Genomic DNA, 13,068 nt, shown 5'->3' with positions numbered 1-13,068 from the left:
GCTTAGACGTTGAAGCGGAAGTGCATCACGTCGCCGTCCTTGACGATGTATTCCTTGCCTTCCAGGCGCCATTTGCCGGCTTCCTTGGCACCGGCTTCGCCCTTGAACTGGATGAAGTCGTCATAGGCGACCACTTCGGCGCGGATGAAGCCTTTTTCGAAGTCGGTGTGGATGACGGCGGCGGCCTGCGGGGCGGTGGCGCCGATGCGCACGGTCCAGGCGCGTACTTCCTTCACGCCGGCGGTGAAGTAGGTCTGCAGGTTGAGCAGGTCGTAGCCGGCGCGGATCACGCGGTTCAGGCCTGGTTCTTCGAGGCCCAGGGCTTCGAGGAACATGTCCTTCTCTTCGCCGTCGTCGAGCTCGGCGATCTCGGCTTCGATCTTGTTGCAGACCGGTACCACGATGGCGCCTTCTTCTTCTGCGATGGCGCGGACCACGTCGAGGTGCGGGTTGTTCTCGAAGCCGTCCTCGGCGACGTTGGCGATGTACATCACCGGCTTGCTGGTGAGCAGGTGGAAGCCGCGGACGAGGCGCTTCTCGTCGTCACCCAGGTTCTTCAGCAGGGAGCGCGCGGGCTTGCCTTCGCTGAAGTGGGGGATGAGTTTTTCCAGCAGGGCTTTCTGCGCCAGGGCGTCCTTGTCGCCACCCTTGGCGTTGCGCGCGACCTTCTGCAGTTGCTTTTCGCAGCTGTCGAGGTCGGCGAAGATCAGTTCGAGGTCGATGATCTCGATGTCGCGCTTGGGGTCGACGCTGTTGGAGACGTGGATGACGTTCTCGTCTTCGAAGCAGCGCACGACGTGGGCGATGGCGTCGGTCTCGCGGATGTTGGCGAGGAATTTGTTGCCCAGGCCTTCACCCTTGGAGGCACCCGCAACCAGGCCGGCGATGTCGACGAATTCCATGGTGGTGGGGATCACGCGCTCGGGCTTGACGATCTCGGCCAGCGCGTTGAGGCGCAGGTCGGGCATCGGCACGATGCCGCTGTTCGGCTCGATGGTGCAGAAGGGGAAGTTTTCCGCCGCGATGCCGGATTTGGTCAGGGCGTTGAACAGGGTGGACTTGCCGACGTTGGGCAGGCCGACGATGCCGCAGTTGAATCCCATGCTATGTCCCTCGGGCCGATTGGCGATGAAAGAGGTGTGATCAGGCCTTCTGGCTGTGCAGCTTCTGCATCGCGCGGGTCCAGTCACCTGCGAGCATTTCCGGCAGCACGCCGAGGGCGAAGTCGATGCTGGAGTCGAGCTTTTCCTGTTCGCTGCGCGGTGCGCGGCCGAGGACGAAGCCGGAGACCAGGCTGCTGTGCCCCGGGTGGCCGATGCCGAGCCGGAGGCGGTGGAAACCGTTCTGGTTGCCAAGCTGGGCGATGATGTCGCGCAGCCCGTTGTGCCCGCCGTGCCCGCCACCTTGCTTGAGCTTGGCGACGCCGGGAGGCATGTCGAGTTCGTCGTGGGCCACCAGGATCGCGTCGACCGGGATGCGGAAGAAGCCGGCGAGCGCCGCCACGGACTGGCCGCTGCGGTTCATGTAGGTGGTGGGGATGAGCAGGCGAACGTCGCGACCCTGGTGGCTGAACTTGCCAACGAGGCCGAAGTATTTCTTGTCGAGGGAGAGGTTGACACGCTGGCTGTCCGCCACGCGCTCAACGAAAAGGGCCCCTGCGTTATGCCGGGTCTGGTCGTATTCAGGGCCTGGATTACCCAGGCCGACGATCAGTTGTACGGCAGTCACGACAGGGGCCCTTCCTCAGGCTGGCGAGTAGTGATTACTCGGCTTTGCCTTCTTCTTCGTCTTTCACAACGCGGGAGGCGTGGATGTTGGCCACTGCCAGGTCGTTGCCGTGCGCCAGTGCGACCAGCTCAACGCCTTTCGGCAGTTTGAGGTCGGACAGGTGAACGATCTGGCCCAGTTCGACTTTGGCCAGGTCGACTTCGATGAACTCCGGCAGGTCTTTCGGCAGGCAGGAGACTTCGACTTCGGAGATGGTGTGGGAGATCTCGCCACCACCGGTCTTCACGCCAACGGCGGTCGATTCGTTCAGGAAGTGCAGGGGCACGTGGGCGGTCAGTTTCTGGCCGGCGACGACGCGCTGGAAGTCAGCGTGCAGTACGAAGCCTTTGGCCGGGTGACGCTGCAGGGCCTTGATCAGAACGGTTTCGGTCTTGCCGGAAACGTTCAGGGACAGCACGTGGCTGAAGGCAGCTTCGTTTTCCAGCAGCTTGGCCAGGTCTTTGGCCAGCAGGCTTACGGATTGCGGGGCTTTCTCGCCACCGTAGATCACGGCGGGAACCAGGTTGGCATTACGACGCAGGCGGCGGCTCGCACCTTTCCCCAGGTCGGAACGCGCTTCGGCATTCAGGGCAAAATCAGTCATTACGTTTCTCCAAAATAGCCAAACCGCCCCGAGTGCTTGCGACCAGCATCTTGGGCGGTTAGGCAAAAAAGCCCCGCCGGAGCGGGGCGTTTTCGTCAGGGATGTCCTTAGCGGAACATCGCGCTGATCGATTCCTCATTGCTGATGCGGCGGACCGCTTCAGCCACGACCGGCGCGATATCCAGTTGGCGGATACGCGAGCAGGCCTGTGCCGCGGCGGACAGGGGGATGGTGTTGGTTACCACCAGCTCGTCCAGCACGGAGTTTTCAATGTTCTCGATGGCACGGCCCGACAGCACCGGGTGGGTGCAGTAGGCGTAGACCTTGGCGGCGCCGTGGTCCTTCAGGGCCTTGGCGGCGTGGCCGAGGGTGCCGGCGGTATCGACCATGTCGTCGACCAGGACGCAGGTACGGCCATCCACATCACCGATGATGTGCATGACTTCGGACTGGTTGGCCTTGGGACGACGCTTGTCGATGATCGCCAGGTCGACGCCCAGGGACTTGGCTACGGCGCGAGCGCGCACGACGCCACCGATGTCCGGGGAGACGATCATGAGGTTGTCGAAGCGTTGGTCTTCGATGTCATCCACCAGAACGGGGGAGCCGTAGATGTTATCTACCGGGATATCGAAGAAGCCCTGGATCTGATCGGCGTGCAGGTCGACGGTCAGCACGCGGTCGACGCCGACCACGGTGAGCATGTCGGCCACTACCTTCGCGCTGATCGCCACGCGAGCGGAACGCGGGCGGCGGTCCTGGCGGGCATAGCCGAAGTAGGGGATCACTGCAGTGATACGGGACGCCGAGGAACGGCGGAAGGCGTCAGCCATCACCACCAGTTCCATCAGGTTGTCGTTGGTGGGCGCGCACGTGGGCTGAATCAGGAAGACGTCCTTACCGCGAACGTTTTCATTGATTTCAGCGCTGATCTCGCCGTCGGAGAACTTGCCTACGGAGGCATCACCGAGGGGGATGTGCAATTGACGTACGACGCGACGCGCCAGATCGGGGTTGGCGTTCCCCGTGAAGACCATCATCTTGGACACGCGCAGTACCTGCCGGCTGAGGGTGGACCTGATGAATAAAAAGCTGTTCAAAATGCACGGGTGCTTTTTGAACAGCTTTCTCGTGTATGGCAGGGGCGGCTGGATTCGAACCAACGCATGGCAGGATCAAAACCTGCTGCCTTACCGCTTGGCGACGCCCCTATCTGTTTCAACTTTCTTTGCAAGACCTTGTCGTACCGAACCCTTGGAGGGTTATGGCAGGGGCGGCTGGATTCGAACCAACGCATGGCAGGATCAAAACCTGCTGCCTTACCGCTTGGCGACGCCCCTGTATCGGTATAACCGGAGGACTTGCAACACTTCTTTCAAGCCAGGATTCCGAGCTTGCGGTGCAACATCGAGACGTTGCTTCCTCGCGCGACGAAATTCGGCAGAGTGGCTGGAAGTTGGCGGGCGACTTTATCAGCATCGTCCTTGTTTGGGAAGCTCCCAAACACACAAGCTCCAGTGCCGGTCAGTCTAGCTGCTGTGAAATTATTCAACAGGATCAGCGCGTTACGAACATCCGGGTAACGCTTCTCGACCACCGGCTGACAGTCATTACGACCGCCCCCCTCAAGAAGGCTGCGAAGATTAATGGGCGGCGTATTCCGTGTCAACTCGGGATCGGTGAAAACTTCTGCTGTGCTGACAAAGACTTGCGGTACGGCGACGAGGAACCAGGGTTCGGGCAGGGTGACCGGCTGCAGGCGCTCGCCGACGCCCTCGGCGAAGGCGGCGCGCCCGCGTACGAATACCGGTACATCGGCGCCCAGGGCCAGGCCCAGTTCGGCGAGGCGATCCTCGCCCAAGTGGGTCTGCCACAGGTGGTCGAGGCCGAGGAGGGTAGTCGCGGCGTCCGAGCTGCCGCCACCGATGCCGCCGCCCATGGGCAGGCGCTTGTCGAGCCAGATGTCGGCGCCGAGGGAGGTGCCGGATTCCTGCTGCAGGCGCCTGGCGGCGCGGACGATCAGGTTGCTGTCATGGGGCACGCCGGGCACCTCGGTGCGCAGGTGGATCTCGCCATCCTGGCGCAGGGCGAAGCCGAGTTCGTCGCCGTGTTCGAGGAACTGGAACAGGGTCTGCAGCTCGTGATAGCCATCGGCGCGGCGGCCGAGGATATGCAGCATGAGGTTGAGCTTGGCCGGAGCCGGGAGGATCAGCTGTGCGTCCTGCATGGCGTGCCTACTGGCCGAGCTGGCGCGGTTGCCAGTCCTTGATCACCAGGGTGACGTCGAGATCGGCGCCCTTGAGCTTGATGCGCTCGGGCAGGGTGAAGCCGTTCTGCTCCACGTAGCTGAGGTACTGGACCTGCCAGCCGTCCTGCTCCAGGCGCGCCAGGTGGCTCTTGCCGTCCAGGGTCAGCCGGCTCTTGCTGTCCGGGGCGGGCAGGCCGCGCACCCACCATTGCAGGTGGGAAACCGGCAGGCGCCAGCCCAGCTGTTCTTCCAGCAGGGCCTCGGGGGATTCGGCTTCGTAGCGCCCCTGGTTGGCCACTTCTAGGGTGATGGCGCCCGGGTGCCCGGTGAGACGGGCGGCGCCACGACCCAGCGGGCCGGAGAGGCGGATGTCGTAGTAGTCGCGGCGTTGCAGCCAGAACAGCGTGCCGCTGCCGGAATCACGCGGGGCGCGGATGCCGACCTTGCCGGCGATCTGCCAGCCGTCGAGGGCGGCGACCTGTTCCTTGTGGGCTTTCCACTGGGCCGGGTCGCCCTGGCCTTCAACGGTCTCGTGGGAGGTGAGGCCGGCGCAGCCCGTGAGCAGGAGCAGCGCGCCGGCGGCTAGCAGTGAACGTAGACGCATGGATCAGAGGGTCTCGGAGCCGGTCAGGCGCTGCAGGGTGCCGCGCAGGATCGGGCTGTCGGGTTGGGTCTTGAGGGCTTCGGACCAGACTTCGCGCGCTTCGCTCTGCTTGCCGCGGGTCCAGAGCACTTCGCCCAGGTGGGCCGCCACTTCGTGATCGGGGAATTCCTTCAGGGCCTGGCGCAGCAGGCGCTCGGCCTCGTCCATGTTGCCCAGGCGGAAGTTGATCCAGCCGAGGCTGTCGAGGATGGCGGGGTCATCCGGCTTGAGCTGGTGAGCCTGCTCCACCAACTGGCGTGCTTCTTCGTAGCGCGTGGTGCGATCGGCGAGGGTGTAGCCGAGGGCATTGAGCGCCATGGCATTTTCCGGCTCGCGTTCGAGGATGAAGCGCAGGTCGCGCTCCAGTTGCGCCAGGTCGCCGCGCTTCTCCGCGAGCATCGCGCGCGTATAGAGAAGGTTGAGGTCGTCCGGGAATTGCTGCAGGCCCTGGTGGATGACTTTCCAGGAGCGGTCAGGCTGCTGGCGTTCGGCGAAGCTTTCGGCCTCGATCAGGTACAGCTGGATGGCGTAGTCGGGCTGGGCCTCGCGAGCCTTGTCCAGGTGCGCGGCGGCCTCGTCGGGACGGTTGGCGTCGAGCAGGATCTCGGTCTGGCGCAGCTGGGCCGGCAGGTAGTCGTTGCCGGCACCGACCAGGCCGTACTCGATCAGCGCACTTTCCTTGTCGCCACGCTTCTCGTAGACCTGGCCGAGGTTGAAGTGGGCGGAGTCCACATGGCTGCCCCGGTCGACCAGTTCCTCGAGGTAGACCTGGGCTTCGTCCCAGGCCTCGCCCTCCATGCACACCAGCGCCAGGGAGAAGCGCAGGTCGTCGTCATCGGGGAACTGCTGCACCAGGCCGGCGAACTCGGACTTGGCCTCGTCCAGGCGGTTCTCTTCCACCAGCAGGCGGGCGTAGGTCAGGCGCAGGCGCTTGTCGTCCGGGTGCTGCTTGATGCCCTTCTGCAGCAGAGGCAGGGCTTCGTCGGTGCGGTCGAGGCTCTGCAGCAGGCGCGCGCGCAGCAGGATCGGCGGGATCTGCTGGTCGTCGGAAGGGATGTCCTCCAGCAGCGCGAGGGCTTCTTCGGTGCGGCCGTCCTGTTGCAGCAGCACGGCCTTGCCGAACACCAGCTGGCTGTTGTCCGGGTACTTGGCGAGCAGGCGGTCGAAGCTCTGCAGCAGGCCGGCGCGGGTGTCCGGGTCGGTCTCGGCGGCGGAGAGGGCGAGGAAGTCGAAATGGGTGTCGCCCTGGCCCTGTAGCACCTTCTCCATGTAGGTCATGGATTCGTCGTAGCGGCCGCCTCGGGCCAGCTGTACGGCGGCGGCGCGCTGGGCGTCGAGGTTGTCCGGGGCGTTCTTCGCCCAGATCAGCGCGGTGTCCAGCGCGGCCTGGTCGGCACCCAGGTACTCGGCGATGCGGAAGGCGCGTTCGGCTACGCCGGCGTCCTGGGTCGCATTGGCCTGCTGGACATAGTTGCCGAGAGCGATATCGAAGCGATTGCGCTGCCCGGCCACTTCGGCCGAGAGCAGGGCGAACAGGGTGTCGCGGCTGAAGGAGCCATAGACTTCCGGCTTGGATTCGGGCGCCTGGCTGGTGTCTTCCACCGGCGGCGTACCGTCCGGGGAGGAAGGGGCCAGGGTCTGGCAACCGCCGACAAGCAGGAGGGCGGTCAGCAACGCGAAGGATTTATTCATAGGGGAAAAGGCGACTAACCTGCGGTCGGAGCATCATGACACAAGCGGCTGGGCAAGCCCATGGGGCAAGGGCCGATACATTGTCGGGCGGGTTCATGGTGATTGTGACAATAGCGAGCGGTGGTTGTTCTCAATCTGTCGAAGGAGGACAATTGCGCGCCTCCTGATTTCGTTAGCGACCCTGCATGGCCTTTCTTGCCCTCGGTATCAACCACAAAACCGCGTCCGTGGATGTGCGTGAGCGCGTGGCTTTTACCCCCGAGCAACTGGTCGAGGCCCTGCAGCAGCTGTGTCGCCTCACCCCCAGTCGCGAAGCGGCGATCCTCTCCACCTGCAACCGCAGCGAGCTTTACCTGGAGCAGGACCAGGTTTCCGCCGACGAGGTCCTCGCCTGGCTCGCCGGCTACCACAACCTCAGCCTCGAAGAACTGCGCGCCTGCGCCTACGTGCACCAGGACGACTCCGCCGTCCGCCACATGATGCGCGTCGCCTCGGGGCTCGATTCCATGGTCCTCGGCGAGCCGCAGATCCTCGGCCAGATGAAATCCGCCTACGCCGTGGCGCGTGAGGCCGGCACCGTCGGCCCGCTGCTGGGGCGCCTGTTCCAGGCCACCTTCAGCACCGCCAAGACCGTGCGCACCGATACCGCGATCGGCGAGAACCCGGTCTCCGTGGCGTTCGCCGCGGTCAGCCTGGCCAAGCAGATCTTCACCGACATGCACCGCAGCCAGGCGCTGCTGATCGGCGCCGGCGAGACCATCACCCTGGTCGCCCGCCACCTGCACGAGCAGGGCGTGAAGCGCATCGTCGTCGCCAACCGCACCCTGGAGCGCGCCAGCATGCTCGCCGAGCAGTTCGGTGCCCACGCGGTGTTGCTGGCCGATATCCCCGACGAGCTGGTCAACAGCGACATCGTCATCAGCTCCACCGCCAGCCAGCTGCCGATCCTCGGCAAGGGTGCGGTCGAGCGCGCGCTGAAGCAGCGCAAGCACAAGCCGATCTTCATGGTCGACATCGCCGTCCCCCGCGACATCGAGCCCGAGGTCGGCGAACTGGACGACGTCTACCTCTATACCGTCGACGACCTCCACGAAGTGGTCGCCGAGAACCTCAAGAGCCGCCAGGGCGCCGCCCAGGCCGCCGAGGAGCTGGTCGGCAGCGGCGTGCAGGAGTTCATGCAGCGCCTGCGCGAGCTGGCTGCGGTGGACGTGCTGCGCGCCTACCGCCAGCAGGCCGAGCGCACCCGCGACGAGGAGCTGGCCAAGGCGCAGCGCATGCTGGCCAACGGCAGCTCCGCCGAGGACGTCATGGCCCAGCTCGCCCGTGGCCTCACCAACAAGCTGCTGCACGCGCCCAGCGTGCAGCTGAAAAAACTCTCTGCCGACGGCCGCTTCGATGCGCTCGCCGTGGCCCAGGAACTCTTCGCCCTCGACGAGGGCACGGACAAGCAAGCCCAATGAAAGCGTCACTGCTCAAGAAGCTCGACATCCTCCAGGACCGTTTCGAGGAACTCACGGCCCTGCTCGGCGATGGCGAAGTCATCAGCGACCAGGCCAAGTTCCGCGCCTATTCCAAGGAATACGCCGAGGTCGAGCCGGTCATCCTCGCCTTCCGCGAGTTCCGCAAGGTGCAGTCCGATCTCGAAGGCGCCCAGGCGCTGCTCAAGGACAGCGACCCGGACCTGCGCGAGATGGCCGAAGAAGAAGTCGCCCAGGCCCGTGAGCAACTGGTCGAACTGGAGGCCCGCCTGCAGCGCATGCTGCTGCCCAAGGACCCCAACGACGGCCGCAACGTGTTCCTCGAGATCCGCGCCGGCACCGGTGGCGACGAGGCGGCGATCTTCTCCGGCGACCTGTTCCGCATGTACTCGCGCTACGCCGAGCGCCAGGGCTGGCGGGTGGAGATCCTCTCCGAGAACGAGGGCGAGCACGGCGGCTATAAAGAGGTGATCGCCCGCGTCGAGGGTGACAACGTCTACGCCAAGCTCAAGTTCGAGTCCGGTGCGCACCGCGTGCAGCGGGTGCCGGAAACCGAATCCCAGGGCCGCATCCACACCTCCGCCTGCACCGTCGCCGTGCTCCCCGAGCCGGACGAACAGGCCGCCATCGAGATCAACCCGGCGGACCTGCGCATCGACACCTACCGCTCCTCCGGCGCCGGCGGCCAGCACGTGAACAAGACCGACTCCGCCGTGCGCATCACCCACATCCCCAGCGGGATCGTGGTCGAGTGCCAGGAAGAGCGCTCCCAGCACAAGAACCGCGCCAAGGCCATGGCCTGGCTCGCGGCCAAGCTGAACGACCAGCAGGAAGCCGCCGCCCACAAGGAAATCTCCGAGACCCGCAAGCTGCTGGTGGGCTCCGGGGATCGTTCCGAGCGCATCCGCACCTACAACTATCCACAGGGCCGGGTCACCGATCACCGCATCAACCTGACCCTCTACGCGCTGGACGACGTACTCGCCGGCAGTGTCGAGTCGGTCATCGAACCGCTGCTCGCCGAATACCAGGCCGACCAGTTGGCCGCCCTGGGGGACTGACGTGACCATCATCGCCAGCCTGCTCAGCGAGGCCCGCCTGCCGGACTCGCCAAGCGCCCGCCTGGACGCCGAGCTGCTGCTCGCCGCCGCCCTGGGCAAGCCGCGCAGCTTCCTCCACACCTGGCCCGAGCGCGTGGTCAGCGGTGAGGCTGCCGAGCTCTACGCGAGCTACCTTGCGCGCCGCCGCAACGGCGAGCCGGTCGCCTACATCCTCGGTCGCCAGGGCTTCTGGAGCCTGGACCTGGAAGTCGCCCCGCACACCCTGATCCCCCGTCCCGATACCGAGCTGCTGGTGGAAACCGCCCTGGCCCTGGTGCCGGCTGCTCCCGCCCGCGTACTCGACCTCGGCACCGGCAGCGGTGCCATCGTCCTGGCGCTGGCCTGCGAGCGCCCGCTCTGGCGCCTGATCGGCGTCGACCGCATCGACGACGCGGTGGCCCTGGCCGAACGCAACCGCGTGCGGCTCCAGCTGGACAACGTCGAATTCCGCGAGAGCCACTGGTTCTCCACCCTGGGCGCCGAGCGCTTCGACCTCATCGTCAGCAACCCGCCCTACATCGCCGCTCGCGACCCGCACCTGGACGAGGGCGATGTGCGCTTCGAACCCTCCAGCGCCCTGGTCTCCGGCGCCGACGGGCTGGACGACATCCGCCTGATCGTCAGCGAGGCCCCCGCTCACCTGAATGCCGGTGGCTGGCTGCTGCTGGAGCACGGCTACGACCAGGCCGCCGCCGTGCGCGAACTGCTGGCCCGCCAGGGCTTCGAGGCCGTTGAAAGCCGCCGCGACCTCGGCGGCCACGAGCGCATCAGCCTGGGGCGGCTGCCATGCTGAGCGACGAAGAACTCCTGCGTTACAGCCGGCAGATCCTCCTGCCGCAGATCGACGTCGACGGCCAGCTGCGCCTGAAGGCGGCTCGCGTACTGATAGTCGGCGTCGGCGGCCTCGGCTCGCCCGTCGCCCTCTACCTGGCTGCCGCTGGCGTCGGCGAACTGCACCTGGCGGATTTCGACAGCGTCGACCTGACCAACCTGCAGCGCCAGATCATCCACGACAGCCACGGCGTCGGGCTGCCCAAGGTCGACTCGGCCATGGCCCGCCTCGCCGCGCTCAACCCCGAGGTGCGCCTGGTGCCGCACCGCGCCGCGCTGGACGTCGACTCCCTGGCCAAGGCCGTCGCGGCCGTGGACCTGGTGCTCGACTGCACCGACAACTTCGGCACTCGCGAGGCGGTCAACGCCGCCTGCGTGGCCGCGCGCAAGCCGCTGGTGTCCGGCGCTGCGATCCGCCTCGAAGGCCAGCTCTCGGTGTTCGACCCGCGCCGCGACGACAGCCCCTGCTACCACTGCCTCTACGGCCATGGCAGCGAAGCCGAGCTGACCTGCAGCGAAGCCGGTGTGGTCGGCCCGCTGGTGGGGCTGGTCGGCAGCCTGCAGGCCCTCGAAGCGCTCAAGCTGCTGGCCGGTTTCGGTGAGCCCCTGGTCGGCCGCCTGCTGCTGGTGGACGCCCTCGGTGGCCGCTTCCGCGAACTGCGGGTCAAGCGCGACCCGGGCTGCAGCGTCTGCGGGAACGCGCATGCCTGACCAGGCTCCCGTCGGCGTCTTCGACTCCGGCGTCGGCGGCCTGTCGGTGCTGCGCGAAATCCGCGCGCTGCTGCCGAGCGAATCCCTGATGTACGTGGCCGACAGTGGCCATATCCCCTACGGCGAGAAGAGCCAGGAGTTCATCCGCGAGCGCAGCCTGGCGATCACCCGCTTCCTGCTGGAGCAGGGCGCCAAGGCCCTGGTGCTGGCGTGCAACACCGCCACCGTGGCAGCGGTCGCGGACCTGCGGGAGCGTTATCCACAGCTGCCCATCGTCGGCATGGAGCCGGCGGTGAAGCCCGCCGCCGCCGCGACCCGTTCCGGCGTGGTCGGCGTGCTGGCCACCACCGGCACCCTCAAGAGCGCCAAGTTCGCCGCCCTGCTCGATCGCTTCGCCAATGACGTGCGCGTGGTCACCCAGCCCTGCCCGGGCCTGGTGGAGCGCATCGAGGCGGGTGAACTGGATGGAGAGGCGACCCGCGCGCTGCTCTGGAGCTACGTGCAGCCGCTGCTGGCGGAAGGGTGCGATACGCTGATCCTCGGCTGTACCCATTACCCCTTCCTGCGCCCGTTGCTGGTCGGGATGGTCCCCGAGTCGGTGCGCCTGGTGGACACCGGCGCGGCCGTGGCGAGGCAGCTGCAACGGCTGCTCGAAGCCCGTGACCTGCTGGCTTGCGGACCGGTGCAACCTTGCCGTTTCTGGAGCAGTGGCGAGCCTTCGGCGCTGCAGAATGTGCTGCCGAAACTGTGGGGTGAAGAGGCTGTTTGCGTGGCAAATCTCGGCTTGTAAAAAAACCTTGAACTTGCCGGCAGCCATCTTTCTCTTAGTCCAAACGTATCTATAATCGCTACAAATCGTACGTTTTGAACCTGTCGATTAAGTCTGAATAAGGAAGTTTCCATGAAGAAACTGTTCTCTATGGCCGCGATCGCGGCCATTTGCGTGGGGCAAGGTGTTGCGGCGCAGGCGGCGGATGTTTCTCTCGATGTTGGTCAGACCGGCGAATCGACCATGGTCTATCGCCTCGCTACCCAGTTCGATTTCTCCAGCAGCTGGTTCCAGACCGACGTGGGTCGCCTGACCGGTTACTGGGATGCCGGCTACACCTACTGGGATGGTGACGAGACCTCCAGCAACCACAGCATTTCGTTCGCTCCGGTCTTCGTCTACGAGTTCGCCGGCGAAACCGTGAAGCCCTACGTCGAGGCTGGTATCGGTGTTGCTCTGTTCGCCAACACCGAGCTGGAAAACAACGAGCTGGGCTCTTCCTTCCAGTTCGAAGACCGCATCGGCGCCGGTCTGCGTTTCAGCAACCAGGAAGTCGGCATCCGTGCCATTCACTATTCCAACGCCGGCATCAAGCAGCCGAACGATGGGGTAGAGGCCTACAGCCTGCACTACCGCGTTTCCTTCTAAGCGCGAGCGACACGAAGAACCGGGCCTGGCGCCCGGTTTTTTATGCCTGTGGATAAATCGCCGGGTGGCATTTCCGTAGGGGCGAATTCATTCGCCCAGCGGTGCCAGGAGCGATGTTTGTGGGAGCGAATTCATTCGCGATGCGGTCTCGACGACCTGTCGCTTTCGCGTCATTTGCGTAGCCCGGGCTTCAGCCCGGGACCCTTCCGGGTGCCAGGTACCGGTCAGATCGCGCGCCCGTAGGCGCTGTCGATGCCCCGGCGTTCTTCCAGGCAATCGGCCTCGCCCATCTCGAATTCGCGGCAGATCAGCGGGCGGTTCTCGTAGATGCTGCAGAGCATGCTGTCGCGGTCCAGCGCGGCGCACCAGCCATCGTCCAGGCGCGCCATGACGTCGCCGCCCCACTCATCGGTCTCGATGAAGCGTTCGGGCACGCCGGTGTCGGTGATCAGCATCACTTCCAGCTGGCAGCAGCAGGCGGCGCAGGTGGAGCAGGTGACGGCGGGGGTGGCAGGCAATTGCCTGAGGGGGATGTGCGAGGAATTCATGGGCGCGCAGTCTACGGCAAAGGCGTCCG

The 13,068-nt window shown here is 65.5% G+C and carries 14 protein-coding genes and 2 tRNA genes; 6 read left to right on the top strand and 10 right to left on the bottom strand.

Going from position 1 to position 13,068, the window contains the following annotated elements; genetic code table 11:
• Positions 1-2: 2 nt before the first annotated feature.
• The 9 genes from ychF to WFQ67_RS14930 form a co-directional block, all read right to left on the bottom strand.
• Positions 3-1,103: a redox-regulated ATPase YchF gene (gene ychF, locus WFQ67_RS14970; protein ID WP_111260994.1), complete on the bottom strand. Its 1,101-nt coding sequence runs from the start codon at positions 1,101-1,103 to the stop codon at positions 3-5.
• Between the two features lie 40 nt (positions 1,104-1,143).
• Positions 1,144-1,728, bottom strand: a complete 585-nt coding sequence (pth, locus tag WFQ67_RS14965) for an aminoacyl-tRNA hydrolase (RefSeq protein ID WP_111260993.1) — start codon at positions 1,726-1,728, stop codon at positions 1,144-1,146.
• A 34-nt stretch (positions 1,729-1,762) separates the two neighbouring features.
• Positions 1,763-2,371, bottom strand: coding sequence for a 50S ribosomal protein L25/general stress protein Ctc (locus WFQ67_RS14960; protein WP_213626269.1), 609 nt, complete (start codon positions 2,369-2,371; stop codon positions 1,763-1,765).
• 107 nt (positions 2,372-2,478) lie between these two features.
• On the bottom strand, positions 2,479-3,420 hold the full coding sequence (locus WFQ67_RS14955; protein ID WP_021220434.1) for a ribose-phosphate pyrophosphokinase: 942 nt from the start codon (positions 3,418-3,420) through the stop codon (positions 2,479-2,481).
• Between the two features lie 87 nt (positions 3,421-3,507).
• Positions 3,508-3,582, bottom strand: a tRNA-Gln gene (locus WFQ67_RS14950).
• A 54-nt stretch (positions 3,583-3,636) separates the two neighbouring features.
• A tRNA-Gln gene (locus tag WFQ67_RS14945) sits at positions 3,637-3,711 on the bottom strand.
• Between the two features lie 35 nt (positions 3,712-3,746).
• Positions 3,747-4,598 carry a 4-(cytidine 5'-diphospho)-2-C-methyl-D-erythritol kinase gene (gene ispE, locus WFQ67_RS14940; RefSeq protein ID WP_337057336.1) on the bottom strand — a complete coding sequence of 284 codons (852 nt, stop codon included), beginning with the start codon at positions 4,596-4,598 and terminating at the stop codon, positions 3,747-3,749.
• 7 nt (positions 4,599-4,605) lie between these two features.
• Positions 4,606-5,223 (bottom strand): lipoprotein insertase outer membrane protein LolB, encoded by a 618-nt coding sequence (gene lolB / locus WFQ67_RS14935; protein WP_213626268.1) that lies wholly within the window; start codon positions 5,221-5,223, stop codon positions 4,606-4,608.
• A 3-nt stretch (positions 5,224-5,226) separates the two neighbouring features.
• Entirely contained in the window at positions 5,227-6,954 is a 1,728-nt protein-coding gene (locus WFQ67_RS14930) for a tetratricopeptide repeat protein (protein WP_173172543.1), read from the bottom strand.
• A gap of 185 nt (positions 6,955-7,139) precedes the next feature.
• On the opposite strand from WFQ67_RS14930, the gene hemA reads away from it, so the two are divergent.
• From hemA to WFQ67_RS14900, 6 genes are all read left to right on the top strand, one after another.
• Positions 7,140-8,414: a glutamyl-tRNA reductase gene (gene hemA, locus WFQ67_RS14925; RefSeq protein WP_111260988.1), complete on the top strand. Its 1,275-nt coding sequence runs from the start codon at positions 7,140-7,142 to the stop codon at positions 8,412-8,414.
• Complete coding sequence (gene prfA, locus WFQ67_RS14920) at positions 8,411-9,493, top strand: peptide chain release factor 1 (RefSeq protein WP_173172545.1); 1,083 nt, start codon at positions 8,411-8,413, stop codon at positions 9,491-9,493. The genes hemA and prfA overlap by 4 nt, the downstream gene beginning before the upstream one ends.
• Before the next feature lies 1 nt (position 9,494).
• Positions 9,495-10,325: a peptide chain release factor N(5)-glutamine methyltransferase gene (gene prmC / locus WFQ67_RS14915; RefSeq protein WP_337057335.1), complete on the top strand. Its 831-nt coding sequence runs from the start codon at positions 9,495-9,497 to the stop codon at positions 10,323-10,325.
• Positions 10,319-11,074, top strand: a complete 756-nt coding sequence (locus tag WFQ67_RS14910) for a molybdopterin-synthase adenylyltransferase MoeB (protein WP_213626266.1) — start codon at positions 10,319-10,321, stop codon at positions 11,072-11,074. Before prmC ends, WFQ67_RS14910 begins: the two co-directional genes overlap by 7 nt.
• Complete coding sequence (gene murI / locus WFQ67_RS14905) at positions 11,067-11,864, top strand: glutamate racemase (protein WP_213626265.1); 798 nt, start codon at positions 11,067-11,069, stop codon at positions 11,862-11,864. The genes WFQ67_RS14910 and murI overlap by 8 nt, the downstream gene beginning before the upstream one ends.
• 111 nt (positions 11,865-11,975) lie before the next feature.
• Positions 11,976-12,491: an acyloxyacyl hydrolase gene (locus WFQ67_RS14900; RefSeq protein WP_213626264.1), complete on the top strand. Its 516-nt coding sequence runs from the start codon at positions 11,976-11,978 to the stop codon at positions 12,489-12,491.
• Between the two features lie 224 nt (positions 12,492-12,715).
• Here WFQ67_RS14900 and WFQ67_RS14895 read toward each other — a convergent pair whose 3' ends face one another.
• Positions 12,716-13,039, bottom strand: a complete 324-nt coding sequence (locus tag WFQ67_RS14895; RefSeq protein WP_337057334.1) for a YkgJ family cysteine cluster protein — start codon at positions 13,037-13,039, stop codon at positions 12,716-12,718.
• Positions 13,040-13,068: the final 29 nt, after the last annotated feature.

Source organism: Pseudomonas sp. USHLN015 (assembly GCF_037153275.1).
GTDB lineage: Bacteria > Pseudomonadota > Gammaproteobacteria > Pseudomonadales > Pseudomonadaceae > Metapseudomonas > Metapseudomonas tohonis.
Note: the sequence above shows the minus strand (reverse complement) of the source record. Positions and strands in the feature narration are given on the sequence as shown.